The following is a 25,564-nucleotide window of genomic DNA, read 5'->3' on the forward strand; positions in this document are numbered from 1 at the left end:
ATGAGACTATGATGGATGAGACTATGATGGATGAGACTATGATGGATGAGACTATTCCAATGTCTTATTCAGGTTCATTCATTGGTGTTGGGGATGGAATTCATGATGCACAAGGAGATGCCTACACAATTCCAACAAAAGATGAAAGCAACATTCTCAGACTAGAAAACTTTGAATCAACTAATGGACCTGATTTGTATGTGTACTTGGCAACAGACGATAAGGCATCAGACTTTGTTAATCTAGGAAAACTCAAAGCAAATAATGGAAATCAAAATTATGATATTCCAGAAGGAACTAATCTGCAAAAATACAACAAAGTTTTGATTTGGTGTAAGACTTTCAGTGTCTTGTTTGGAAGTGCTGAATTGTCTTGATTCAATGAAAACCACATCAACAAGATCATTGTTGCTTCTCTTAGTTACAGTATCTCTACTTGCATTATGAAAATTTTGCTGCTGCAACTGTCATGGGTTATGATTAATTAGATTAATCATCTGCTTGCGTTAACCATTTTTGGCAATAGGTAATTGAGAATGAGGTCTAAATTTATGCCACAATACTCCTAAAATTACAGCCACAGATACCCAGAATACACTTACTGCAACAACAGACATTATTCTGAATTCATCAACTAAATCCATTGGAGCATTTACCTCATCGGGATTTGAGGGCATTAGTGTAAACATTGTTGCAATAAATATTCCATAGCCTGTTAAAGATATGATTTTTGATTTTGATTTTATTTTTTTAGATAATTGGTAAAATGCAACAGCCCCAAATCCAGATAGAGCAATAAAAGACAAATACAAAACGGCTCTTAGCACTACAGTTTCTCCATCTCCTACCGTTGGGGGATTTGCAGGGTATTTCAAAAAAGGAATAAAGAATAATGCCAACCACATAACGCCTGCAAGAGTAAGTGTTTTCTTCAGTTCATTTCCTGAAGGTAACACATGTCTTGATAATGCATAGACAATTCCAAACAATGCCCCAACGGATGTACCCAAAATAGCACCAGCTAGAACCTGTCCACCTTTCTGCCAATCACGATAAGCATCATATTCTACCCAGAATTGTGGAGTGTTTTCTTCTTCGCCTGAATCAAATAGGTTTTGATTTTCAATTCCTATTGCTTCATCAAGATATGGTTCCACGATTGCAAGATTTACAATACCATGAATAGTACCAGCTAGTGCACCTGAAACCAACACTATTGCAAGAAAGATCATTGTCTTCACATCATATCACCTAATGACAAGGAAATCCTGCTGCATGTCTCATGTCGTGTGTTAATTCATGAATGTAAAGATCTTCAAAGGCCTGCTCCCCTAACACAACACTGAAGATATGCCCTTGATCAAACCCTACAACAAACAGACCTGTTGCAAAAACCATAGCAAGTAGTCCTATTGCAAAGATTGGAACTTTAGATTCTACAATTGTAATTCCTTTTGATTTGGACAATGTGAGTTTAGATTTTACTAATTTATTTAAATCATTGGATAATTCATCCAATTTATATATTCTAGGCGTGAAATAATACCAATGAATCAACAGATCAGGATATTACAAAAAGTTGTAACAAGAAAGGGAAATAGTAAGGCATTAACTTTTAGCATGCCACACGTTTTAAAATCAATTTTGCATTTATCAAATCAAAAATATGTTAGTCGTGCAAGTTTTTGTCAAGAACTAAAAATTGGCGAAGGGGCTGTTAGGACATTAATTTTACATCTAAAAGAATACGGATTGGTTGATTCCATCAAAGCTGGGACATTTCTTACAAACAAAGGAAAAAAGTTTGCAGGAAAATTCCAAACAATTATGCCATCACAAACTTTTCTAAGAAAATGTTGCCTGACTAATGGAAAACATAATTGTGCGATTTTATTAAAAGGAGAATATATTGATGATATTGGCAACGGAATGCAGCAAAGGGATTTTGCAATACTTTATGGTGCAAGTGATTCTCTAACTTTGATTTTCAGAGAAGGAGAATTTGTTTTTTCAGGAGATCAGATGAGATGTTTTGAAGACGAATTGGAGATTAGAGACAATCTAATAGAATCATTAAAACCTAAAAATGAAGATATTGTAATAATCACATCATCGGATGACAAGTTTGTAGCAGAAATTTCTGCAATTAATACTGCCATAGGTACTTTGGCAACACATGAAAAACACTAGTTGTCTTAGAATGATTAACAATATTGTATTTTGATATAAGAACACGGGACGTAATGCTAATATCATCAGTTTTATCAAAGTAACTGATTTTAATTTTTTTATGTCTATAAAAAAAATTTCATACTTGTGCAATAATAAAAAATGAAAAAAGAGTTTTAAGAAAAACTATTGTCGCTTTGAGATAAAATCAGAGCGCCAGTCTTGTGTATTTCTAAGATCTTTTGAACTTTGGGTATTTGCTTTTTCTACTTTAAACATTGTATCATAGACAGGATTGTTTGGATGGTATCCTTGGCATTCAAAGTCAAAAATATTTTCCAATGCAAAGCTATTTTTGACATAGCTTTCTTCACTATTTGCACTTGTGGATATTTGATAATCAATTATCCTACATTTTGCATAATTAAATCCGCGAAGAGTTTCTTCACCGGAAACAAGGTCTACATCAATATCTACCAGTTCTTTGGATTGAGTTCCACTTACACCTTGGAGGGTACGAAGTTGTTCTACATAGTTGTACAGCATTGGGTAATCACCTACAATACCTCGTAACTCTATAGTTGGATAAACGGATTTACCGGTAATCCTCGTATCTCCAGTATTTAGAGTGGATAAAATCTCATTTTGCGTGAACATAGAGAATTCTATTTTTTCAATACCATTGTTGAAAGTAAAAGTTGTAATTGCACTCAAATCTTTGTCAGTATTTTGAATTGGTTCTACATATTCATTGTACAATGGGTTTGAACTCCAACTTGGGGTATTGCCTCGAAGTTCATCATAGTTCATGTCTATTCCTTTCATCCCAGAACAAACAAACGACAATTGATGAACTAGAACAAATCCACTCTTTCCTGTGAAACCTTCTTCTTTGTCAGTTTTTGTAGTTATTTGGGCATCAGATATTCTACAAGTGGAATAATCAATACCCCATAGAGTAGATTCACCGTTTGTAAATTCTGCCAAGACATCAAATTTGATATTTGATGCAGTTGTAAGTCCGGATACTTTCCTTGATTGCTCAATTGCATTATACAGTAAAGGATATTGTTCTAAAACACCCTCTACTTGAAATTCTGCAACAACATTTTCAGAAGATTCTGCATAACCAGAAATTATGTTAAAAACAGGGAATTGGATTTTTTCTATTCCGTTTTCATATGTAAAAGTCAGGGCAGATCTCATATTGTTAGCAAAAGTAAATTCAGAATCTCCAAAATCAACATATGTTTTGTCTTTATACATCACTTGTGAGTTATTAGGGATAGTTATTCCACTGCAGATAAAGTCTATTTTATCAACAATAGCAAATCCAACTTCTTTGAAATAACTTTCATAGTCATTTGAGTCAAGTGTCTCTACTTGGTAATTATCTATTCTACAATTGTCATAATCAAGAGTAAGGACTGATTCACCTTTCTTTACAAAATTTACATCAACATCAAAATACTTTAACTGGTAATCAAATGCCGCATTTGAAAATCTATACTTGTAGGACTCATCCATCGCTTTGTGCAATAATGGGGAATGTGTTACGGTTCCCTCTACAGAAAACGAGGTTCCAGAATTACTTACAAAATTTTCTCCCATTTCAAAAACAGGGAATTCATATGTTTCAACGCCATCTCTGAATGTAAATGTTAGAACAGGTGTAATTTCGCCCACCATTTTGTATGTTCTACTTTCTTCAGCATAGACATTTGAAATGCAAATTGAAGTCAATGCAAATAGTGAAACAATGCTAAAAATTGCAATGTTTTTTGTGTTTTTACAAGTCATTACAAAGAAGAAAAAACCCTCATGTTTAAAATGATTGAAGAAAACAATTTCTTAAAACAAGAATTGATTTCAAATAAATAGAACATATTTTTGTAATGTATTTCTTAAGAATATTTTTATTATTTTAAAAGTAAACTGATTTTTTTATTGATGATATAATATACAAAAATATCAATATTTTAAAACAATATTCTAATCATTTAGAATAGTTAATGATCTTAAAAACATATAATACTCGTGTCACTGTTGGTATAAAGATGATGAAGTGAATATGATTCCATGTAAAATTGATTATCGATTTTTACTTTTTCTTTTACTTCTCAACTGAGTTCTACAGCAAGGACACTGTATACCCTCATACTCTAGATATGTGTCGCAAGATGTACATCGTTTCGTAATGGAATTATACCTCTTTCTTTCAGAGCGATATCTTTCACATATTCCACGACAGGTCATTTCAAGGAATTAAAAGTCCATGACACTTTGGACACTTGTCTTTGGGGTTTGTCATGGGATATATTGTAAAAATATTGCCACATAGAGTGCAGATCTTCATAGAAGTACTTTTACTCATATCTATTTTTTAAATTTTTTTTAAGTGTGATTGTTGGTTCAAATTTAAAAATAGAAATTTTCACATCAATAATACGACTTTGGTACAGTCTAGCCCTACGTCTATTTTTTGTGAACGTTAATTCATCTGAAATCAATGCATTTTCTTGAAGTGATTGAATTTTTTTATATGCTGAACTGAGTGGAATTTTCAACTCCTTTGCTATTTCTTGTACGCTTTTTGATTTGTTGATGATTGAAAATAAAATATGTCTGGATTCCAAATCCGACAATATCTTTAGAATCTTATGTGTAATATCAAATTTTTCAGTTTCTAAAACATTAATTTTTTTCATCTTGGAAATTCTGTTTTACATTCCTGCTAATAAAAAATCTATTTGTTTTAAAAGAATGGAATCATACCGTAGAATATGTTATTGAGATCTGGTTTCCAAGCATGAATATTTTCATTCTATGATTATAGAACCAATCAGAAATTTAAATACGTACTAGCAAATTTCTGACTAAGTTCTTTATGAAAATCAGAATATTGTCACTATTTTTTGCATTTTTCATATGTATTAGTGCTATTGATCAAACGTATGCAGAATATGACTCAGCATCAATCCGAACAGGGATTGAAATTACTTCCTTGGGGCTAGACCAAATTAGATCTAGCCTGATTTCAAATGATTTGGAAAACGCAAAACGATACTCTACTGTTACGTCTGAATTGTTTGGACAATATGTTCAGACTCTTAGATCATCTGGTTCTGAACATGTGGATGAGATTCATATCTCATTACTTGATTTGCACTCAAAGATTGATGCAAATGACGACGTTTTATCTGATGTTGATAAAATTCAAAACTTACTTGAAGAAATTCCATATGAATTGTCTTCAGAAGATGTTATTGTAAATTTATTGTCAGTGGCTGATGAGAGATATCAGACTGGAATTCAAAACAATGATGAAATATCATACCAAATTTCACTTAAATTAATTCAAAGATCTGAGGACTTGCTTGTTGAAACAAGTTTTGATGACAGGCTAAGTCTTGAAATTGAGTCTTTCTTCCAAGAACTTAAAAGTCTTGCAAAACAAAAAATAGATTTCGTCAAAGTTGGAAATCTAATCACTGCTATACAAAAAGATATTCTTGGTACGGAAACTGTCTCTTTTGATCATCTGGAACTATATCAGAACATCTACACTTTATATGATGAATTAATTGAATCTGTTAAATCTGGAGACTACGAGACGGCTGAAGAAACTGCAATAATTGCATACCTTGATAATTTTGAATATTTGGAGCCTGCAATTGAAAAAGTAGACAAGGATTTACTTTACACTCTTGAAATTGACATGCGTGAAAACCTGCGTGACATGATAAACAATGAAGATTCCCCCGAAGAAATTAAACAATTTTTAGAAACTAAAATTCTCCCAGATCTTTACAAATCTGAATCTCTAGTCTCTGAACAACTCCTGTCTAATCCAAATACACTTGAACAAAAAGAATCAAAAACAGATGATCTTAAACAAATGGGTGATGCTTCTGAGGAGGCAAAGTCTGGCGTTAGAAATGAGGTTGATTTTATACGAGATTCTCTTGATGACGTTGTAATTTTTTATGAAAACGGTGATTTTCAGTCAGCATATGCTACTGCCAGAACAGCTTATTTGGATAGTTATGAGTTTGTAGAAATCCCACTAAGGACAATAGCTCCTGATTTTACTCTGGAGGTGGAATATCAATTTGCAGAGCTTCGAAACCTTATTGACAAAAAAGAAGATTTAGAAAAAGTCAGAGAGGTAGTAATTTCAATTAATAGGAATCTAGACGAATCCGAAAGATTGGTGAGTGGTACTGGTACTTTGGCCCCATCAATTGCGTTTACTTCCTCATTTGCGATAATTTTTAGAGAGGGGCTGGAATCTGTTTTGATTCTTGGTGCAATCATGACTTATCTTGAAGCCTCAAGAAACAATCAATTAAAGAAATACATCTACTATGGAATTCTTGCTGCGTTTGCTGCAACTGCAATTACTTGGATAATTGCATCGTATGTCATTGAAATTTCAGGAGCTAATCGAGAGTTAGTGGAAGCAATAGCTGCTTTGTCTGCAACTGCTGTTTTATTTTACGTGAGCTTTTGGGTATTAAATAAAATTGAACATAAAAAATGGATGGAGTTTGTAAAGGCCAAAGTGTGGCAGGCTACTACAACTGGCAGCGTTATGGTTTTTGTAATGCTTTCATTTTTTACTGTGTATCGAGAGGGATTTGAAACTGTTTTATTTTATCAGGCCATGTCTGGATTTGCAAAATACATGGAAGCATATGTTGGTCTTGGATTTGTTTTAGGCATTGTATCGTTGTTAGGTATGTACTATGTAATGAAAAAACTTGGAAAACGATTGCCATTGCGTGCATTGTTTGGCCTTACAATGGGAGTTGGGGCCTATCTCTCAATTGCATTTTTAGGAAATGCAATACGAGAGCTTCAAATTTTGGATATTGTTCCATACACTAGCATGATTGGAATAATTCCTAGGTTAGACATCAACCTTGCTGCAATGACTGGAATATATCCAACACTAGAGACTGTAATTGCTCAGATTATTTTGTTGGGTGTTTATTTACTTGCATCATCATACGTATTGATATTGAGACCAAATAAGGAAAAACAACTGGCAACAATGAGAAAATCTAGAGGTACAGCCAATGTCAAGTGACCAAAGAGTTCGAGTTGGAATTGATGTCGGTGGAACTTTTACAAAAGCTGTTGCAATTGACGTTAAAACAGGCTCAATAATTTCTAAATCCACAGTTCCTACAACACATTCTTCAGAAAAGGGAGTTTCTGAGGGCATCATCCAAACAATATCTGAGATTTTGAATGAATCTAAAATAAACATAGGAGACATAGAATTAATTTCACACAGCACCACTCAAGCTATTAATGCTCTGTTGGAGTCTGACACATCCAAAGTCGGAATCATTTCTATGGGTGTGGGACCAGAAAAAAAAGAGGTCATCAAACGCACTAACCTGCAAGATGCGCAAATCAATTCCGAACAAGATATTCAAACATGTCACACATTTTTAGATACTTCTCATTTAATTTCTGAAGAAGAGGTAAAAGATGCAATCAAAGAGTTACAAAATAAAGGTGCAAAAGTAATTGTTGCAACCGAATCTTTTGGAGTTGATGATCCCTCAAATGAATTGTTTGTAATGAAAAATGCTGCGGATCTAAACTTGCCGTCTACTGCATCTCATGAAATTTCTGGAACTTATGGACTTGAAATACGAACACTTACTGGAGCAATTAACGCAAGTGTACTGCCTAAAACATTTCAAGTTGCAAATTTTGTAGAACACGCAATTCAGGATGTAGGTATTAACGCACCATTGATGATAATGAAGGGCGATGGAGGCGTTACAAGCATTGACACTTTTAAAACAAAACCTGTCCTTACTATTTTGTCTGGTCCTGCAGCAAGTGTAGCCGGAGCACTTTTACATCTCAAAATTACCAATGGCATTTTTGTTGAAGTTGGTGGAACAAGTACCAATATCTGCATCATTAAAAACGGAAAACCTGAATTCCAGTACGTTACCATCAAAGATCATCCTACATGTGTGCGCTCTATGGATGTAAGGATTTTGGGAGTAGCTGGAGGAAGCATGGTGAGATTAAGAGATAATCGAGTCTGGAAGGTGGGTCCCAGAAGTGCACACATTGCAGGTCTGAAATATTCCTGTTTTGCAGAACCTGAGGAATTAAAAAATGGAAAAATCACCACGATAAAACCAAAAGAAAACGACGAGGAGTATGTTGCAATAGAGTGTGAAAGTGGATTGTATGCCATTACCAACACCTGTGCTGCCAATGCTTTGGGCATGATTGAAAAGAATGACTATGCATTTGCTAACCAGGAATCTGCAAAAATTGCAATTGAACTTTTAGCAAAACAACTTGGAGTGACATTTATTGAAATTGCACAATCCATCATTCAAACATCCTCTTTTGAGATTATGAAAACAATTAGCAAAATTATAAAAGAATTCAAATTAAATCCAGATACAACACAACTAATTGGAGGTGGTGGAGGTGCTTCTACACTTGTTCCATTTGTTGCAAAGCAACTACAATTACAATACAAAAAGGCACAACATGCTGAAATTATCTCATCTATTGGCGTAGCTTCCTCTATGTTGCAAGAAGAAATTGAACAGACTCTGATTAATCCAACACCTGAACTGATTAATCAGGCACACAAAAAAATTCATGCCATTATGATTAGCAAGGGTGCAGTCCCAGAATCAATTGTGATTGACAGTCAATACATTCCAGACAGATCCATCTTGAGATTAACTGCAGTTGGAAACGTGGAACTAGACAGTGCAGAAACGACAAAAAATGTTTTCACATTATCTGAAGCAAAAAGACGGGCTAGTGAAATTATGCAAATTTCTGAAGAATTAACTGATCTGAGCTTTGAGTCTGATCATTATCTTGTATTTGCAGGACATGTAACTGAAAAACGCCTTTTTAGTAAAAAACATCGCCATCCGTTGTTAGTACTTGACCGATTTGGCAAGATGAAAAAATATCTGAAAAATGGAAAAATTTTCCAAGGCGGAAAAATATCCATCCTTGAGGAACTGGATGATTTTCTAGAGTCTAGAAATAATGATGTCGCACCACAAGTTTACTTGATTAATGATCTAAAGTTAATTGATTACTCCAGCTTAACCTCGTCATCTCACATACTAAATGCTGTCAAACAGGAACTAGATGAAAATGAACGCGCATCCATTCTGATTGAATTGTAATCTTTTGGACATGTAACTGTCTTAGTCTGATTCTATGTTTTTGAAATAAAAAACAAGAACTCACCTACCCTTTAAATCAACATTTTCAAAACAATTTTCCAATGACAAACGTAAAAACACTGACAATTCTTATGACATCTATCGTACTTTCTGTTTCGTTTTCACAGGCTGTATATGCAGAATCTTATCAGGACAAAGCCGACTTTGCTTCTTCCTTGGAAGAAACACTTGGACATTTCTGGGCACTTGAACAGAACCTTGATGATAAAAATGCGGAACTGGCATTGATTCATGCAACGCATCCAATTGCAGAACTGTATGACTCCATGAAACCTGAACTCAAAGCAGCAGATCCTAACCTTGATGCGCAAGTTCAAGAAACATTAATGGAATTAAAAAACAGGGCAAACACCGAGATATCTAGAGCACAAGCTCAGCAAGCAATTGATGATGCAAAAGGTGTAGTAGCAATTGCACGTTCTACCGTTGTTGGAGATGAGTTAAGTAGTGAAACTGCATTCAAGGTAAAATTAATGCAGGTCTTACTTGAAACATCAATAGCTGAATATGGTGAGGCAGTATCTGATGGAGTAATTGGCGAAATGGCCGAATTCCAAGATGGTTCTGCATTTGTATGGAGATCTCAGCAGATTTTTGCTGAAATAGAGTCTGATGTTGATCATCATGCAGCTGAAGAGATTGAAGAACTATACGGAGATCTTTGGGCAGCATATGATGCAAGGGCAGATCCTTCACAAGTTGAAATACTTGCAGGTGGCATAATTCATGAACTTGACGAATCCTTAGAACCAAAAATAGAATTTGCTTCTTCCTTGGAAGAAACACTTGGACATTTCTGGGCACTTGAACAGAACCTTGATGATAAAAATGCGGAACTGGCATTGATTCATGCAACGCATCCAATTGCAGAACTGTATGACTCCATGAAACCTGAACTCAAAGCAGCAGATCCTAACCTTGATGCGCAAGTTCAAGAAACATTAATGGAATTAAAAAACAGGGCAAACACCGAGATATCTAGAGCACAAGCTCAGCAAGCAATTGATGATGCAAAAGGTGTAGTAGCAATTGCACGTTCTACCGTTGTTGGAGATGAGTTAAGTAGTGAAACTGCATTCAAGGTAAAATTAATGCAGGTCTTACTTGAAACATCAATAGCTGAATATGGTGAGGCAGTATCTGATGGAGTAATTGGCGAAATGGCCGAATTCCAAGATGGTTCTGCATTTGTATGGAGATCTCAGCAGATTTTTGCTGAAATAGAGTCTGATGTTGATCATCATGCAGCTGAAGAGATTGAAGAACTATACGGAGATCTTTGGGCAGCATATGATGCAAGGGCAGATCCTTCACAAGTTGAAATACTTGCAGGTGGCATAATTCATGAACTTGACGAAATCTTGGGAGTGGAAAATAAGGAATCCAACCTACTAGAATATGTCGAGAACATCCAAACATTACTTGAACAAACAAAAGTAGAGTATGCAAAGGGTGATACTGACTTGGCTCTAAGCCTGGCAACCAAGGCTTATCTTGACAACTATGAATTCTTAGAAGCTCCTCTAATTGAGATTGGTCAAAAAGAACTCATGGAAGAAGTAGAAGTAATGCTTAGAGAAGATCTTAGAACTATGATTAAAAACGGTGAATCAAGCTCCGCAATTAATACTCAAGTAGATGCAATTCTTGTCAAAATGAATACTATTGGTACAGTTGTTCCAGAATTTGGTACAGTTGCTATGATGGTATTGGCAGTTGCAATCATAAGCATAGTTGCAATAACTGCAAAATCTAGAATCAGCCTAAGAGTTTAAACTCTTTTTTTATTTTTTATTCATTGTACAAGTATGAAATTTTTCATGTCAATTAAAAAATAAAAATTAGTATCAGTTACTTTGATAAAACTGATAGTATTGGCATTGCGTCCCATTGATACAACTCGTAAGTTAGTATTCCTGAACAAATGTTTTTGTATTTTTTAAAAAATTCTTTTGCTTCTTGTTCTGTTGCTTCAAAAACAGCCATGGATGAAACTTGATTATCAAATGCACCTGACCACATTATTCTTCCCTGTGATTGCCATTCGTCTACAAGAGTTGAAATCTGTGGAGCAATCATTTCAAGATCTACGGGTTTGGTTTCTTTTTGTACACTGCTTACTAGTACCCAAGGTTTAGTTTCTTGATTCATATTTTTGATTGCATTTTTTTCATAATAAACATGACTGTCATTTCATTTTTTTGTTATAGAAATATGAAATTAAATTCTTAATCTAATATGATATTATATGAAAATATAATTTCAGTCATCTATAATAATTTCACAATTTCAATAATGTTGATCTTGTATGTTGATCTATCATAACTTTACAAGTCATGCAAGATCAAAATCATTGGAAAAATTGGGATTCAATAGTCTTCATACTGCCCGACCAAGGAAGTATTCCTATTGGCATTTTTTTGGTCAACAACCAATTTTCCAATGATTTCTTTTTTTTTTCATATTATTTTCAAAGAATTTTAAATTAGGATAATTCTCACCATTTTTGAAAAATATTTGGAGTTGATAGTGTCTTTAACAAAAGGGACAATTCCCCTTAAGAGATTTGATAGTTAGATTGCATGATACAAAAAATTTATTTTTTATTTTCTTGTCTTGCAATCCAATTCAAGATTTTTTCATTATCTTCTTTGACTTTTTCAAGTTCAGAAAGATCATTTTGTGTCTTTTCTAGTTCTGCCTTTGTTATTACAGAATCATCAATGAGAAGTTTTTCTTCTATCTTTAGATACAATTCTAGTTTCTCATCATCTGTCAGTCGGTCATATTGTGGCAAGTACACACCCTTTGTATGACCTGCAAGAAAATGAGCCAAGTCATTATCAAACCTAGATACCTTGGTGATAAAATAAGCACGAAAGCTATGACTGGTGATTTTTCCGTGACCGTTTTCTTGTTTTTGATATAGTCCAATTTTGTTTAACAGTCGCTTTAGTTGTTGCATCTGATTTACTTCTGCATACTTTGGATTCTCATGTGTTCCAAAAATCATGTCTTCATCAGAGAGTTTTCTCAGATGTCTTTTGAGAAGTGGGGTAACCTCTTTGCTGAAAAACGTGGTTCGCTTTCGATTGTACTTTGCAATTGATGATGGAATGTTTACTTGTATTCTAGACTTGTCAAGATCTAAATGTTTTTTCTTTATCTGGCATATCTCACCAATTCTCATTCCACTTGAAAGCATACACAGATACATGATCTTCTTTTTGAATGGAGCCGCTTCAATGATTGATTGTGCTTCCTCAAGAGACATTGGATAGTGAGTCTCTTGAATTTTTAGAGGAAAGTCTAAGTTTTCTGAGACGTCTTCTTTTGTTAGTTTTATTCCTCGATGGTAGAGATATTTTTTCAGTAGAGAAAACCAGTTTCTGATTGTTTGTGGCATGTTTTCTTGCTCAGAATTCCAGTTTATCCAAGACTGCAAGGTATCCCACAATGTCTCTTCTTCAACTAGTTTTAGATCAGGAATGATGTCTTTTTGTTGGAATTTTTCCTCAGAGAAGGTCTCCCAATTGTTAAGAACAGTATTGTATGAGAGTTGAGTTCCTTTGGCTTTTCTGGAAATTTTCTCCATAAACGTCTCTCTAGATCTCTCTCGTTTAGTTAACAATGAGAAAAATACGTCATAATATGTTAAAAGGTAAACTATTTGATTGACATATTAGACTAATTACTAAACTTCATAGACATGATTTTTGCGAAAATATAATAGAAGATTTCCCGTAGGCACAACATGGAGACAAAAAATATCGGCTTGAGAGGAATCGAGGTTGCAGATACCAAAATTTCACATATAGACGGTGAAAAAGGTAAGCTCATCTACAGAGGATTCGATATTTTAGATCTTACAAAAAATTCAACTTTTGAAGAAACAGCATACATTTTACTTTATGATCAATTGCCAAATAAACAACAATTAGATGAATTTAATGCAAAACTGATTGAAGCAAGATACATTCCAAAACAAATGCAAAAAAACATGGGGAATTGGAGAAAAGATGCAGATCCTATGGATATGCTTCAAGCATTTGTATCGGCACTTGCAGGATATTATGATGAGGAATTTTCAAACAAGGAGGCCAGTTATGAAAAAGCAATTAATCTTATTGCAAAAGTTCCAACAATTATTGCCAGTTGGCAGAGAATTAGAAATGGATTAGAAATTGTAGATCCAGATTCATCATTAAGTCATGCTGCAAATTTTCTATATATGATGTCAGGAAAAAAACCAGATCCAGAAGTGGAGAAAATTTTTGACACGTGTTTAATTTTACACGCAGATCATACTTTCAATGCATCAACATTTACTGCAAGGCAAGTAGCATCAACAAGAGCTCATATGTATTCAGCCGCAAGTGCAGCAATTGGGGCATTAAGTGGAGAATTACACGGAGGAGCAAATACAGAAGTGATGAAAATGTTACTAGAAATTGGAGAAATTAACAAAGTGGAAGAATGGATTAAAGAAAAAATGAACAAAGGTGAAAGGATTATGGGTATGGGTCATGCAGTTTACAGAACATATGATCCCAGAGCCCAAGTTTTAAAAGAGCTATCTCGAAAGCTTGCAGAGAAAACTAAAGAACCATGGTTTGCAATGACAGAGAAAGTAGAAACCACAACAATTGCAGAAATGAAATCTCAAAAAGACAGGGATATTTATCCTAATGTAGATTTGTACAGCGCCTCAATTTACTATATGCTAAAAATCCCAGTGGATCTTAATACTCCAATTTTTGCAATTTCTAGAGTTGCAGGATGGGCAGCACACATTATTGAAGAAAAATTTGCAGAAGCAGCACCAAAACCAGCATTGTATAGACCAAAAGCAGTTTACGTTGGAAAATATTGTGGGCCAGAAGGGTGTGAATATAAAACTCTAGATTTGAGAAAATAAATCTAATTTCTAGTACTTAGCCAATCTTTAGCTTTGGAATTTACATCGTGTTTATACAATACTTCAAAAACCATATCATAAAACGTGATACCTTTTTTCTGTGCCTGATCATCTAACCATTTGATTCCATCAGCTAATTCAGGATCATATTCTGAAAATTCAACTAATTCATCGACCATTTTCGAGAAGAAGGCATGAGATTCAAGCATGAATACATCTTTCAATCTTTGATCATAAGTAATGTATTCAAATTATATAGACAAAAGACCCCTTTTTGGTTGACAATTGCACCATGTCTTTTATTTAGACGGAAATACAAGAAAGGTTTCGTGGATAATTCATACTGAAAATTCAATTTCAGAGCAAAGTAGAGAACATGTAGAAATTTACAAAGACAGGATTTCAAACATTCAATCAAAATATATCGCATTACATATCGGATTGTTTTGGGGAATTGGAGTATTCATAATAAAAAATCAAGATCATATCAAAATAAAATTAGATGATAAAGAAATGTTTGATCAGATCACAAACAAATTATCGATTAATGATGAATTTATCAACAAGAAGATTAAATTCATAAATCAACTAATTACTCAAAGAAAACTAAAAGTAGAGTTTGAACTTATTCAACAAAAAAATAATCCTGCCAAAAAAATACTAGATGCAAAAGAGCTTAAGACCAAAAACGGATAGTTACTTGGTGAGAGCTCATTTGCAGTTTGTGATTATACTAGGTAGTAGATTGATAAAAGAAAGAGTTGTCCATAATCATTGACAAGCCTTTATCATCAATTAGAGCGATCATACACAATTTTCAAGGTATCAACGTAAATTTTGCAATTATTTCAAAAATTATGAAAAAGATGTTGAAAGAGATAGAAGATTAGATTTATTTACCATATGGAAAGTCATGGATCAATTATGGCAGGTATAGACAAAGCAGCAATAGTATTCTCAATTGCAATAGCACTAGTAGGTGTAGGAATTGCAGTTGTAGGAGACTCTGTTGATTATACACCAACTGTTACTACCCCAAAAGCCACAACACAAACTACAGAAACCAAGACGCAAACAGACCCATTTGCAGACATTGTAGATAAAGTGAAATCAGACGCTCCAAAGGTTGCAGAAAAAGAAGTGCAATTAAAAGACAAAGTGGCAATGGAAGAAAAACCAATGGTTAAAGAAGAAAAACCAATGGTTAAAGAAGAAAAACCAATGGTTAAAGAACCAACAGGACCTAAAACACACACTGTTGATATTCCAAAAGGTACTTCAGTTCCAGGATGTGAAGAAAGTAATGCATGTTACTTACCAGCAAATTTGAAAATTAAAGCTGGAGACACAGTAAAATGGATTAACGTAGACACAGCCGCACACACAGTAACTGGTGGTAGTCCAGCTGATGGTCCATCTGGCGTATTTGATAGCAGCCTAGTAATGGCAGATGCAGAATTTGCATTTACTTTTGACAAAGCAGGCAGCTACGATTACTTCTGTATGGTACATCCATGGATGATTGGTAGTGTCACAGTAAACTAACCAAAAATTTTCCTTTTTTCTTATTTTATTTGATTTTTTCTTATTGTTCGATTATACATTACACCGAATCTATGAGTTTCATCTCGAGCATACTGTAAAATTTTCAAAGAGGGTTTGTACTTTGGAATGACTACGGGGTTTTTAGTACTAGGTAAGAATATCTCTTCATTTTCTTTTGCCAATGAAACACAGGGCAAATCCAAACCAAGAGATTTCAAAGAATTCATCGCAGCACTAAGTTGCCCTTTTCCACCATCTATTACAACTAAATCAGGAAGTTCAGAATTTTCTTCCAATAATCTATAATATCTTCTCTTAATGATTTCCCCAATCATTGCAAAATCATCTCTACCAGAAATAGTTTTTATTTTGAATTTTCTATAGCCAGATTTATCAGGTATTCCTCCAACAAATCTAGACATAGAACCAACAGCAAAATCTTGACCATGATTAGATATATCAAAACATTCTATGATATTAGGAATTACAGGTAAATTCAGAATCTCTTTTAATTCAACAAGGCCAGGATCACCACCCTTAGAATGAATTAATCTGATATTTTTTAAAAGTAAATTAACAATATCTTTTTTCTTTCCCTTACTGGGAACAAGAATAGTCACCTTAGAATTAGATTGTTCAGACAATAAGGATTCCAATAGTTTTTTATTTTCTGGAAGTTCACTCACAAAAATAAATTTAGGAATTTTATGTGTAGAATAATATTGAAATAAAAAATTAGAAAATGTATTATCACCAACTAAATCAAAAAAATATTTGTCACTATCTCGAATAACCCCATTAATCATTCTAAAATTCATTACAACTGCTGATTGTTCTCTTATTCCAATGCCGAAATATTCTTCATCGGAGTTTTCAACATATTCCATTTTTTGTTTCGTCTGAAGACTACCAAGCCTAATCAAAGTGTCACGAATGTCTTTTGCACGCTCAAATTGTTGCAATTTTGCTGCCTGATGCATTTCTTCTTCTAATTTTTTAGTGAATACTTTTGTTTGATTTTTACCTTTTAAGACATCTTCAAGTGCTACAACATGTTTAGGATACCTTTCCTGAGCATCTTTAAATTCACAGGGACCTTCACAGTTTCCTAGATGATACTCTAGACAAACTTTTTTTGGAAGAGTTTTACAGATTCTGATTTGGAAAGCTTTTCTCAAAGTTCCAATTGTGAGTAATTTTGAACTGCCTTGAGTAAAAGGACCATATGTTTTTCCTTTTCCCAAAAATTTTCCATCACGAGTTCTACGTGAAACCAAAAGTCTAGGATATTTTTCATCAGAAATTCTGAGATACGTGTATCTTTGTTGATCTTTTAATTCAATATTGAATCGTGGACGATATTTTTTGATCATGTTTGATTCTAAAAGAAAAGCCTCGCTTTCATTGTCAGTCAAAACAAATTCAATGTCAGAAATATTTTCAACTAGTTTTTGAGTTTTATAATTTTGATTTTTATTGAAATATGATCTAACTCGATTTTTCAGATTTTTTGCTTTTCCAATATAGATGATCTTTCTATCAACATCTTTCATAAGATAAATACCGGGATCAGTAGGAATCGTGATTTTAGATATATCAAAAGTCATTTTTTTAACAATTTTTTCAAATATTTTCCAGTATAACTTCCAGGGGCCTTAGAAATCTCTTTAGGAGTACCAGTAGATACTACTTTTCCTCCTTCATCACCACCTTCAGGACCTAGATCAATTAACCAATCAGAATTTTTGATTACATCCATGTTATGCTCAATAACTACAACAGTATTTCCCAGATTTACCAATCTATTTAACACATCCAATAGTTTTTGAACATCTGCAAAATGCAAGCCGGTGGTAGGCTCATCTAAAATATACAATGTTTTTCCAGTACCTCTTTTAGATAATTCAGATGCAAGTTTTACTCTTTGGGCTTCACCTCCAGACAAGGTTGTAGAAGATTGTCCTAGTTTGATATAACCCAATCCAACATCAAATACCGTTTGTAATTTACGTTTTATTGAAGGAATGTTTTCAAATAAATTTAACGCCTCATAAACAGTCATATCTAAAACATCAGAAATATTTTTTCCTTTATACAATACAGACAATGTTTCAGTATTGTATCTCTTACCCTTACATTCATCACACTTTACATAGACATCAGACAAAAATTGCATCTCAATTTGTTTAACTCCATCTCCATCACATGCAAAACATCTACCATCGGGCACATTGAAAGAGAATTGTCCAGGTGCATATCCACGTTCTTTTGATAAAGCAGTATTTGCATATAATTCTCTAATCGGAGTGAAAGCTCCTATGTAGGTAGCAGGGTTTGAACGAGGTGTTCGTCCAATTGGAGATTGATCAATTGCAATAACCTTATCGATGTTTTCCAATCCCAGTATTTCTTTGTGCATTCCTGGACGAATGTTTGATTTATAGAAATGATTTTCTAGAGATTTTAACAAGATGTCATTTATCAAAGTAGATTTACCTGAACCAGATACACCAGTAACTGAAACAAAAAGCCCTAGAGGAATTTCAACATCTATATCTTTTAAATTATTTTCAGATGCTTTTCTGATAACAAGTGAACCTGAACGATTACGAATTTTATCTTGTAAATTGATTAAAGAGTTGTCTTTAAGATATTTGCCTGTAACGGATTTGTTGTTTTGAAGAATTTGATTTACTGTACCCTCAAAAACAACATTTCCCCCATGAACACCAGCACCAGGACCCAAATCCACCATCCAGTCTGAATTTCGTATAACTTCTTCGTCATGCTCTACAACTATTACTGTATTTCCAAGATTTCGTAGTTTATTTAGCGTTTTAATGAGTCGAGTATTATCTCTTTGATGTAATCCAATTGTAGGCTCATCTAAAACATACAAAACACCAGTCAAATTAGAACCAATCTGTGTAGCTAAACGAATTCTTTGAGACTCACCACCAGACAAGGTTGAACTTAATCTGTTTAATGTCAGATAATTCAATCCAACATTCATCAAAAATTCAAGGCGTTCCTTGATTTCTTTTAAAACATCTCGTGCAATGTATTGTTCATTCTCTGTTAGTTTTAAAGATGAGAAAAAATCATAACAATGATCAATAGACATATCACAAACATCCATGATGCCTTTTTCATTGATTTTTACAGAAAGAGATTCTGGTTTCAGTTTTTTACCATTACATACATTGCAAGGAGTATCTCTCATGAATTGTTTTAGCCATTCTCGTTTAGATTCAGAATCAGTTTCCATAAAAGTACGCTGAAGATTAGATAAAACACCTTCAAACGTATTTGTAGATTGCCATGAAGAATCACCAGATTTTGAACGATATGTGAAATCAATGAGATCGTCAGTACCATGCAAAATAATTTGCAAGTGTTTAGATTTTATTTTATCAAAAGGAGTCATTAAATCAAATCCAAATTTTTTCCCAACTGCTCTTAATGCTTGTCGTCTAAATGCAGAAAATCTACCACTCCAAGGAACAATGGCTCCATCCAAAATAGATTTGGATTTATCAGGAATTACCAAATCGGCATCAAACTCCATCTTGACACCCAAACCATTACATGTTTTACACATTCCAAAAGGAGAATTAAACGAAAAAGATCGAGGTTCTAATTCACCTACAGTTAACCCACAGTAAGGACAAGCATTGTTTTGTGAAAATATTTTTTCAGATTTTTCACTTGCAATCATTACATCACCTTTAGATGCTTTTATGGAAGTTTGTATGGCTTCAAAAAGCCTAGATCTTTCAGATTTTTCAGTCGTTATCCTATCAACTACAATCTCAATATTGTGCCATTTTTGCCTATCAAGAGGAGGAATTTCTTCATCTAGGCTCAAAATTTCTCCATTTAGACGTATTCTAGAATAACCATCTTTTTTGATTTGCTCAAATAATTTTTCATATGTGCCTTTTTTTCTCTGAACAATAGGTGCTAAAACAAGTATTTTTTTACCAGAAAAGTCTTTGAGGACAGAATCACATATTCTTTCCACAGATTGGGTCGAAACTTTACGTCCACAATTTGTACAATAAGGAATTCCAATTCGGGCAAACAGTAATCTCATGTAATCATATATTTCAGTAGTAGTGCCAACAGTAGAACGTGGATTTTTACTAGTTGTTTTTTGTTGAATTGATATGGCAGGAGAAAGACCTTCAATTGAATCTACATCTGGTTTGTCCATCATCTCTAAAAATTGCCGAGCATATGCAGAAAGAGATTCTACATATCTTCTCTGTCCTTCAGCATAAATTGTGTCAAAAGCTAATGTAGATTTTCCAGAACCAGATAAACCACTGATAACAACTAGTTTATTTTTTGGAATATCTATATCTAAATTTTTTAAATTATGATGGCGTGCTCCGCGAATTTTTAATTTATTTTCTGTCATTTTTAAATTCAATCTCCTTTTCGATTCTTTTTATTCTATCTCTGCATTCTATTGCACGTTCAAAATCTAGATCTTCAGAATATTTTTTCATTTGTGCATCCAAATCAATAATTTCTGATGCAAGATCATGGACAGATTTTAATTTTGAATCATCTAGAGAAACTTCTTGAATAGGAACAGATTTGATTATAGTTTTTGGAACAATGTTGTGTTTTTTGTTATATTGAATTTGTTTTTCTCTACGTCGTTTAGTCTCATTCATAGCATTTTTCATAGATTCTGTAGTATTATCAGCATACATAATTACAGTTCCATTTGAATTTCTAGCAGCACGACCACAAGTTTGAATCAAACTAGTAAAATTTCTAAGAAATCCTTCTTTATCTGCATCTAAAATTGCAACTAAAGAAACTTCAGGAATATCAAGACCTTCCCGGAGAAGATTAATTCCAACTAATACATCAAATTCTCCCAAACGTAACTGTCTAATAATTTCAGTTCTCTGAAAACCTTCAATTTCAGAATGCATGTATCTGACTCTAACTTGCTTTTTTGATAGATATTCAGCTAAATCCTCAGCCATTCTTTTTGTTAAAGTTGTGACTAAAACACGTTCATTTCTAGTAGTTCGTTTGTTAATTTCTAGGATTAAATCATCCATCTGATCTTTTGTAGATTTTATTTCGACTAAAGGATCTAATAACCCAGTAGGCCTTACCAGTTGTTCAATTATTTGAGATGAGGTTTTTTTCTCATATTCTGAAGGAGTTGCAGAAACAAAGATGGTATTTTGAATATATTTTTCAAACTCTTCGAATTTCAAGGGCCTATTATCAAATGCGCTAGGTAATCTGAATCCATATGTTACTAGTTCATTTTTCCTAGAGTGATCACCTTTGTACATACCATGTAATTGAGGCAGTGTAACGTGTGATTCATCTATAACTAAAAGATAATCATCTCCAAAAAAATCCATTAAACAAAATGCTTTTTCTCCAGCTTTTCGTCCATCAAAGTGTCTAGAATAATTTTCAATCCCAGAGCAATATCCCAATTCCTCAATCATTTCTAAATCATAGTTTGTTCGCATTTCAAGTCTTTGTTTTTCTAATTCATTTAATTCGGGTAGACGTTGTCCTAATTCTTTTCTAATAGATTTTACAGCTTTTTCACGAACGTCTTTTGCAATCAGGTAATGTTTTGCGGGAAATATTTTCATTTGTGATAGTATCTTTTTTTCTTTTAATGAAACATGATCTAACAAAGTAATTTTTTCTACTTCATCACCAAATAGAGATATTCGAACTAAATCTTCAGAATATGCAGGAGTGATGTCAATAGTATCACCTTTTACTCTAAAATTTCCAGGGGCAACTTCAGTATCATTTCTTTCATAGCGGGCATCAATTAACCTACGAATTATTTCATTTCTTTTAATTTCATCACCAGTGTTAATTGTAATTGCCAAGTCTTCCCAATCTTTTGGATTACCAAGAGAATAGATACAAGAAACAGTAGACACGATGATGGTAGGTTCTCCTGAAAGCAACATTGCAGTTGCTTCTAATCTTAGCTTTTCAATTTTTTCATTGATTTGGGTATCTTTTTCGATATATGTGTCGGTTTGAGGAAGATAGCTTTCAGGTTGATAATAATCATAATAAGAAACAAAATATCCAACATTGTTTTTTGGAAAAAATTGTTTTAATTCTGAATAGAGTTGAGCCGCTAAAGTTTTGTTATGAGAAATTACAAGTGTATTTTTACCAGTTTTTGCAATAACATTTGCAACAGAAAAGGTTTTTCCACTTCCAGTAACACCCAACAAAGTCTGAACAGTTCCTTTCTGTACACCTTTTATGAGAGCATCAATTGCTTGGGGCTGATCTCCTGTAGGAGCATATTCAGATTCCAATTCAAATGTAGAGGTTTGTTCCAACAGAAATAATCCCCCAAAACTGAACTTATAGCTAACGCTTACACAATTAAGACTACAAGTAAACATAGTACTAAATTTGGGAAATTAGATATTATTTTAAATCTACATTCTAAAAAATAAAAAGTGCTCAAAATGGACGAGGATGTAGATAAAGAACTTAGAGAAACAGAGCAGGAAATTATGATAGAATTAAAACTCAAAACAAACGAATTTCTTAAAAAATTCAAAGAACATGCAAACAAGAACAGAGTAAAGATGGATAATATCTAAATCAAATAAAAATTACCAAACAGGCTCATCAATCATTTTCAAACCATTCTCAGTTACCTCAAAGCCCATAATTTTCAAAGTACTTAATGCAGAAGGAGAATTTCTCTTTAGTATTTTTTGTGCAAGAGTCATTCTATCTGCAGATCTCATGTGTTGTCCGATTTTGTATTTTCCATGAAGAGTTTGAGGGATTACTTTGATGACACTTACAGCATCTAAAACACGCATATCAGATTGAATTGGGTCATATTGTCCTTCAGGTTGATATTTTTTCATTAATCCATTTAGTGCAAGAGTTTTTTCATTTCTATCAGATACAAGAATTCCTTCGCCTTTTATTACAACACTGATGTATAATGTATCTGCAAGAGAGGCGTTGTGTGGATCCTCAAAATAAGAAGGCAGGAATTCTAATTCTCTATCAGCTTCAAATCCAACTTTATTTATTCTAGATATATTTTCTAATTTTTCGCCTCTTACATGAGAATGCATGTAAATTGCATCATTTAAAAAAACAAAGTTCATAGGAATTATCTGAGGATATCCATTCTCATCTAAACTTGCTAAACGTCCAACATGTTCCTCATTCAAAAATTCTTTAATTTTTTCATAAGATTTGATTTGAAGGACACCTGTTAGTTGCATAAAGTAATGGAATCAAATAATATTATAAATCCAGAGTATAGAAACTTCTAAAATACAACAAAAATAAAAAAGTATAATGAATGATCCATATCTAAATGAATTACGAGAAGATTTTGAGGCATATACTAGTCAACTAAAAAAATTAAAAAAGAAATTATTAAAAGCAAATTCTTCAGAAACGCAGGCAAAAATTATCAAACAAATAGATTCGATAGCAACTAAGATGGAGAACAATCAAAAACAAACAGTAAAGGTTACAAAGTCCAGAATAAAGGAAAGAAAAACAAAAAAATAGAATTATTCCTCTTCGTCTAATTCTTTAGCCATTGCCTGAATTTCTAAAATCCTACATTCTAAATCATCGCATTCTGTTTTGAATTCATTGGTCATAGATTCCAATCACCAAAATTATCAAAAGCAATAAACATTCTAAAACTTGACTTTTTTCATCCAAATTCTTCATTAATCTAAATTGCTAAATTTAGGAGAAATTAATAGAAGAAAATGAATGAAATTGATGAAGAACGAGAAGAGGCAACAGAAATAGTTTTGAATATTCTAGAAGAATGGGGTTCAGAATCAAAATTCATTTGGTTTAGGGAATTACATAGAATTACAGACATCGATAAAGGATTACTCAGAAATATCCTAAATGAATTAAAAAAATCAAAAGAAGTCAAAGAAATGCATGGAACAAACAATAGAATATTTTTTTGTCTCAGAAAATATTACATAAAATGTAGGGATGTAGAATTTCGCTTTAAAGGTAAAGAGATTATGTTAAGAGACGGCAGTAAAACAAAAATCATACAAGGTTCAACAAATGCCACCGAACGTACTAGAAAAAGATTAGAGAAACAAAAAAACAAACGCAGGGCAAAATCTTTTACAAAGAAAAAAAGACCACATAAATCATAATGAATCTTCAGCTTGTCGTCGAGTAAAATTAGATTCGGCTCGTTTTAGTTTCGCAGATTCAGCAACATCCTCAGTCATATCATACAAATTATGAAGTTCCATATCAGGAATTAATTCGTCCTCTTTTTCATCTTCTAAATCATATTCTAAATTTGCCAAAATTTCCACATTTTCTTCTAAAATATCCAGACATTTTTTTACTGATTCAGGGAGGTCGTCATCCATCATACATAGAATATCTTAGTGGTCTAAATGATTTGCTGTATGTTATTGTAAAGAACGTCTTATTGTTTGGCTTTTTCACGTAATGCAGGCATTACATGACTGGCAAATTTATCAATAGAGCCAAAGTAATTTTTACCCCAGAATCTGATTACGAAGTGATTAACACCAGCATCCATGAATCGTTCAAATGTTGGAATCATATCTTCAGGAGTTCCAACTGCAGTAGATGAACGAGCAACAGGATCAGGGATTTTTGTTGCAGCTTCTCTCATCTTTACAATCCAACTTTGATCAGACATTGAATATTCTGTAAAGTATTTTACAAAATCAAATCCTTCAATTTCTTTTAATCCATGAACCCTCAAAACTTCAGGCTTGAACAAACTAACTTTTACAGCCTCTTTCATTTTAGCCCAAGAAGCTTCTGCATCATCAGAGAAATAAACATCAATGTCCAGTGCAAACTGGAAATTATCTTTTTCCTCTTGGGTTCTGTTATTAGTATCCATTGAAACTTCGATTTGTTTTTTATGATCTTCGAAAAGCTCAGGAGTATAACCTATAGGCAACCAACCATCACCAAGTTTTCCAGTTAATGCAAGAGTACGTTTACCACCAGATGCCATGTATGTAGGAGGACGTGGTTTTCTAATTGGAGGAGCTTGTAAACATGCTCCTTCTAGCTGATAATATTTTCCCTTATAATCAACAGTGTTATCAGGTGTTGATTGATATAAAGTATGAATAGTTTCAATTTGTTCTTCCCATTTTGAAACTGGTTTTTCAAATGGAATACAAAACTCTTTTAGATTTTGAGCTTCACCTGCACCAATTCCCAAGATAGCCCTGCCTTTAGACACTCTATCAAGAGTAATTGCAGCTAAAGCAATGTTGGAAGGATGTCTTCGTATGGCATCAGTGACACAAGTTCCTAATTCTACATTATTAGTAACAGCTGCAATTGCAGATAACATAACCCATGGATCAAGAACTGTGGCATTTTTCCATTGTGGAACATTTGTGTGGTCCATATAGAAAATTGAATCATAACCAGTTTTATCAGCAAGCATACATGCAGTCAAGATTTGGTCTTCTGTGTAGCCAGCCCTTGCAACATTTAGGCCGTTTTGAATTCCAAATTTTATTTTTTTATCGCTCAAGTACATGTACGTCAGAGTATTAGAATAAAAAGTTTAATCAAGCTGCCAATTTCGCAGTTTATCAAGAAAATAGAAAAAAAGTAAAAAATATTA

At 33.4% G+C, this 25,564-nt stretch carries 24 protein-coding genes; 11 read left to right on the forward strand and 13 right to left on the reverse strand.

The genetic code is table 11. The annotated features are described in order from the left end of the window. On the forward strand, positions 1 to 377 hold a 377-nt coding region (locus K5781_RS08020), incomplete at its 5' end, for a DM13 domain-containing protein (RefSeq protein ID WP_297442595.1). Positions 378 to 506: 129 nt separating this feature from the next. Here the strand turns inward: K5781_RS08020 and K5781_RS08025 are convergent. Next, positions 507 to 1,241, reverse strand: a complete 735-nt coding sequence (locus K5781_RS08025) for a CbtA family protein (protein ID WP_297442598.1) — start codon at positions 1,239 to 1,241, stop codon at positions 507 to 509. A 10-nt stretch (positions 1,242 to 1,251) separates the two neighbouring features. Beyond that, complete coding sequence (locus tag K5781_RS08030; RefSeq protein WP_297442600.1) at positions 1,252 to 1,467, reverse strand: CbtB domain-containing protein; 216 nt, start codon at positions 1,465 to 1,467, stop codon at positions 1,252 to 1,254. A gap of 81 nt (positions 1,468 to 1,548) precedes the next feature. Between K5781_RS08030 and K5781_RS08035 the strand changes: the two genes are divergently transcribed. Further along, the gene (locus tag K5781_RS08035; protein WP_297442603.1) at positions 1,549 to 2,190 is read left to right on the forward strand and encodes a DUF4443 domain-containing protein; all 642 of its coding nucleotides are present in this window, start codon (positions 1,549 to 1,551) and stop codon (positions 2,188 to 2,190) included. 165 nt (positions 2,191 to 2,355) lie between these two features. Here K5781_RS08035 and K5781_RS08040 read toward each other — a convergent pair whose 3' ends face one another. Both K5781_RS08040 and K5781_RS08045 read right to left on the reverse strand, forming a co-directional pair. After that, entirely contained in the window at positions 2,356 to 3,969 is a 1,614-nt protein-coding gene (locus tag K5781_RS08040; RefSeq protein WP_297442606.1) for a hypothetical protein, read from the reverse strand. A 566-nt stretch (positions 3,970 to 4,535) separates the two neighbouring features. Next, positions 4,536 to 4,877 (reverse strand): hypothetical protein, encoded by a 342-nt coding sequence (locus tag K5781_RS08045; protein WP_297442609.1) that lies wholly within the window; start codon positions 4,875 to 4,877, stop codon positions 4,536 to 4,538. Positions 4,878 to 5,056: 179 nt separating this feature from the next. On the opposite strand from K5781_RS08045, the gene K5781_RS08050 reads away from it, so the two are divergent. The 3 genes from K5781_RS08050 (at position 5,057) to K5781_RS08060 (ending at position 11,203) form a co-directional block, all read left to right on the forward strand. After that, positions 5,057 to 7,261: an FTR1 family protein gene (locus tag K5781_RS08050; RefSeq protein ID WP_297442612.1), complete on the forward strand. Its 2,205-nt coding sequence runs from the start codon at positions 5,057 to 5,059 to the stop codon at positions 7,259 to 7,261. Further along, on the forward strand, positions 7,251 to 9,368 hold the full coding sequence (locus K5781_RS08055) for a hydantoinase/oxoprolinase family protein (protein ID WP_297442615.1): 2,118 nt from the start codon (positions 7,251 to 7,253) through the stop codon (positions 9,366 to 9,368). Before K5781_RS08050 ends, K5781_RS08055 begins: the two co-directional genes overlap by 11 nt. Before the next feature lie 101 nt (positions 9,369 to 9,469). Continuing rightward, positions 9,470 to 11,203 carry a PEFG-CTERM sorting domain-containing protein gene (locus K5781_RS08060; protein ID WP_297442618.1) on the forward strand — a complete coding sequence of 578 codons (1,734 nt, stop codon included), beginning with the start codon at positions 9,470 to 9,472 and terminating at the stop codon, positions 11,201 to 11,203. A gap of 76 nt (positions 11,204 to 11,279) precedes the next feature. On the opposite strand, the gene K5781_RS08065 is transcribed toward K5781_RS08060, so the two are convergent. Next, on the reverse strand, positions 11,280 to 11,579 hold the full coding sequence (locus K5781_RS08065) for a hypothetical protein (protein ID WP_297442621.1): 300 nt from the start codon (positions 11,577 to 11,579) through the stop codon (positions 11,280 to 11,282). A gap of 445 nt (positions 11,580 to 12,024) precedes the next feature. Further along, on the reverse strand, positions 12,025 to 13,023 hold the full coding sequence (locus tag K5781_RS08070) for a site-specific integrase (protein WP_297442624.1): 999 nt from the start codon (positions 13,021 to 13,023) through the stop codon (positions 12,025 to 12,027). Between the two features lie 159 nt (positions 13,024 to 13,182). Between K5781_RS08070 and K5781_RS08075 the strand changes: the two genes are divergently transcribed. Then, positions 13,183 to 14,346: a citrate synthase gene (locus tag K5781_RS08075; protein WP_297442626.1), complete on the forward strand. Its 1,164-nt coding sequence runs from the start codon at positions 13,183 to 13,185 to the stop codon at positions 14,344 to 14,346. 2 nt (positions 14,347 to 14,348) lie between these two features. On the opposite strand, the gene K5781_RS08080 is transcribed toward K5781_RS08075, so the two are convergent. After that, positions 14,349 to 14,525, reverse strand: a complete 177-nt coding sequence (locus tag K5781_RS08080) for a hypothetical protein (protein WP_014965448.1) — start codon at positions 14,523 to 14,525, stop codon at positions 14,349 to 14,351. A gap of 106 nt (positions 14,526 to 14,631) precedes the next feature. Here K5781_RS08080 and K5781_RS08085 point away from each other — a divergent pair, with 106 nt between their 5' ends. Continuing rightward, the gene (locus K5781_RS08085; protein ID WP_297442631.1) at positions 14,632 to 15,042 is read left to right on the forward strand and encodes a reverse transcriptase-like protein; all 411 of its coding nucleotides are present in this window, start codon (positions 14,632 to 14,634) and stop codon (positions 15,040 to 15,042) included. A gap of 228 nt (positions 15,043 to 15,270) precedes the next feature. After that, positions 15,271 to 15,891: a plastocyanin/azurin family copper-binding protein gene (locus tag K5781_RS08090; protein WP_297442633.1), complete on the forward strand. Its 621-nt coding sequence runs from the start codon at positions 15,271 to 15,273 to the stop codon at positions 15,889 to 15,891. Positions 15,892 to 15,911: 20 nt separating this feature from the next. Here K5781_RS08090 and uvrC read toward each other — a convergent pair whose 3' ends face one another. From uvrC to uvrB, 3 genes are read right to left on the reverse strand one after another with little or no spacing between them, the layout of a single operon-like run. Next, positions 15,912 to 17,498, reverse strand: a complete 1,587-nt coding sequence (gene uvrC, locus K5781_RS08095) for an excinuclease ABC subunit UvrC (RefSeq protein WP_297442637.1) — start codon at positions 17,496 to 17,498, stop codon at positions 15,912 to 15,914. After that, complete coding sequence (gene uvrA / locus K5781_RS08100) at positions 17,495 to 20,314, reverse strand: excinuclease ABC subunit UvrA (RefSeq protein ID WP_297442640.1); 2,820 nt, start codon at positions 20,312 to 20,314, stop codon at positions 17,495 to 17,497. The genes uvrC and uvrA overlap by 4 nt, the downstream gene beginning before the upstream one ends. Further along, on the reverse strand, positions 20,301 to 22,253 hold the full coding sequence (gene uvrB / locus K5781_RS08105) for an excinuclease ABC subunit UvrB (protein WP_297442643.1): 1,953 nt from the start codon (positions 22,251 to 22,253) through the stop codon (positions 20,301 to 20,303). Before uvrB ends, uvrA begins: the two co-directional genes overlap by 14 nt. Positions 22,254 to 22,385: 132 nt before the next feature. Between uvrB and K5781_RS08110 the strand changes: the two genes are divergently transcribed. After that, entirely contained in the window at positions 22,386 to 22,523 is a 138-nt protein-coding gene (locus tag K5781_RS08110) for a hypothetical protein (RefSeq protein ID WP_297442646.1), read from the forward strand. Between the two features lie 12 nt (positions 22,524 to 22,535). On the opposite strand, the gene K5781_RS08115 is transcribed toward K5781_RS08110, so the two are convergent. Further along, positions 22,536 to 23,168 (reverse strand): pyridoxamine 5'-phosphate oxidase family protein, encoded by a 633-nt coding sequence (locus tag K5781_RS08115; RefSeq protein ID WP_297442649.1) that lies wholly within the window; start codon positions 23,166 to 23,168, stop codon positions 22,536 to 22,538. Between the two features lie 76 nt (positions 23,169 to 23,244). Here K5781_RS08115 and K5781_RS08120 point away from each other — a divergent pair, with 76 nt between their 5' ends. After that, the gene (locus K5781_RS08120; protein ID WP_297442651.1) at positions 23,245 to 23,463 is read left to right on the forward strand and encodes a hypothetical protein; all 219 of its coding nucleotides are present in this window, start codon (positions 23,245 to 23,247) and stop codon (positions 23,461 to 23,463) included. Positions 23,464 to 23,672: 209 nt separating this feature from the next. Continuing rightward, positions 23,673 to 24,086 carry a hypothetical protein gene (locus tag K5781_RS08125; RefSeq protein ID WP_297442654.1) on the forward strand — a complete coding sequence of 138 codons (414 nt, stop codon included), beginning with the start codon at positions 23,673 to 23,675 and terminating at the stop codon, positions 24,084 to 24,086. Here the strand turns inward: K5781_RS08125 and K5781_RS08130 are convergent. Both K5781_RS08130 and K5781_RS08135 read right to left on the reverse strand, forming a co-directional pair. Beyond that, positions 24,081 to 24,311, reverse strand: coding sequence for a hypothetical protein (locus K5781_RS08130; RefSeq protein WP_297442752.1), 231 nt, complete (start codon positions 24,309 to 24,311; stop codon positions 24,081 to 24,083). The genes K5781_RS08125 and K5781_RS08130 overlap by 6 nt on opposite strands. A 59-nt stretch (positions 24,312 to 24,370) precedes the next feature. After that, positions 24,371 to 25,477 (reverse strand): LLM class flavin-dependent oxidoreductase, encoded by a 1,107-nt coding sequence (locus K5781_RS08135; protein ID WP_297442657.1) that lies wholly within the window; start codon positions 25,475 to 25,477, stop codon positions 24,371 to 24,373. Positions 25,478 to 25,564 lie beyond the last annotated feature (87 nt).

It is taken from the genome of Nitrosopumilus sp. (genome assembly GCF_025699255.1).
In the GTDB taxonomy this organism is placed as follows: domain Archaea; phylum Thermoproteota; class Nitrososphaeria; order Nitrososphaerales; family Nitrosopumilaceae; genus Nitrosopumilus.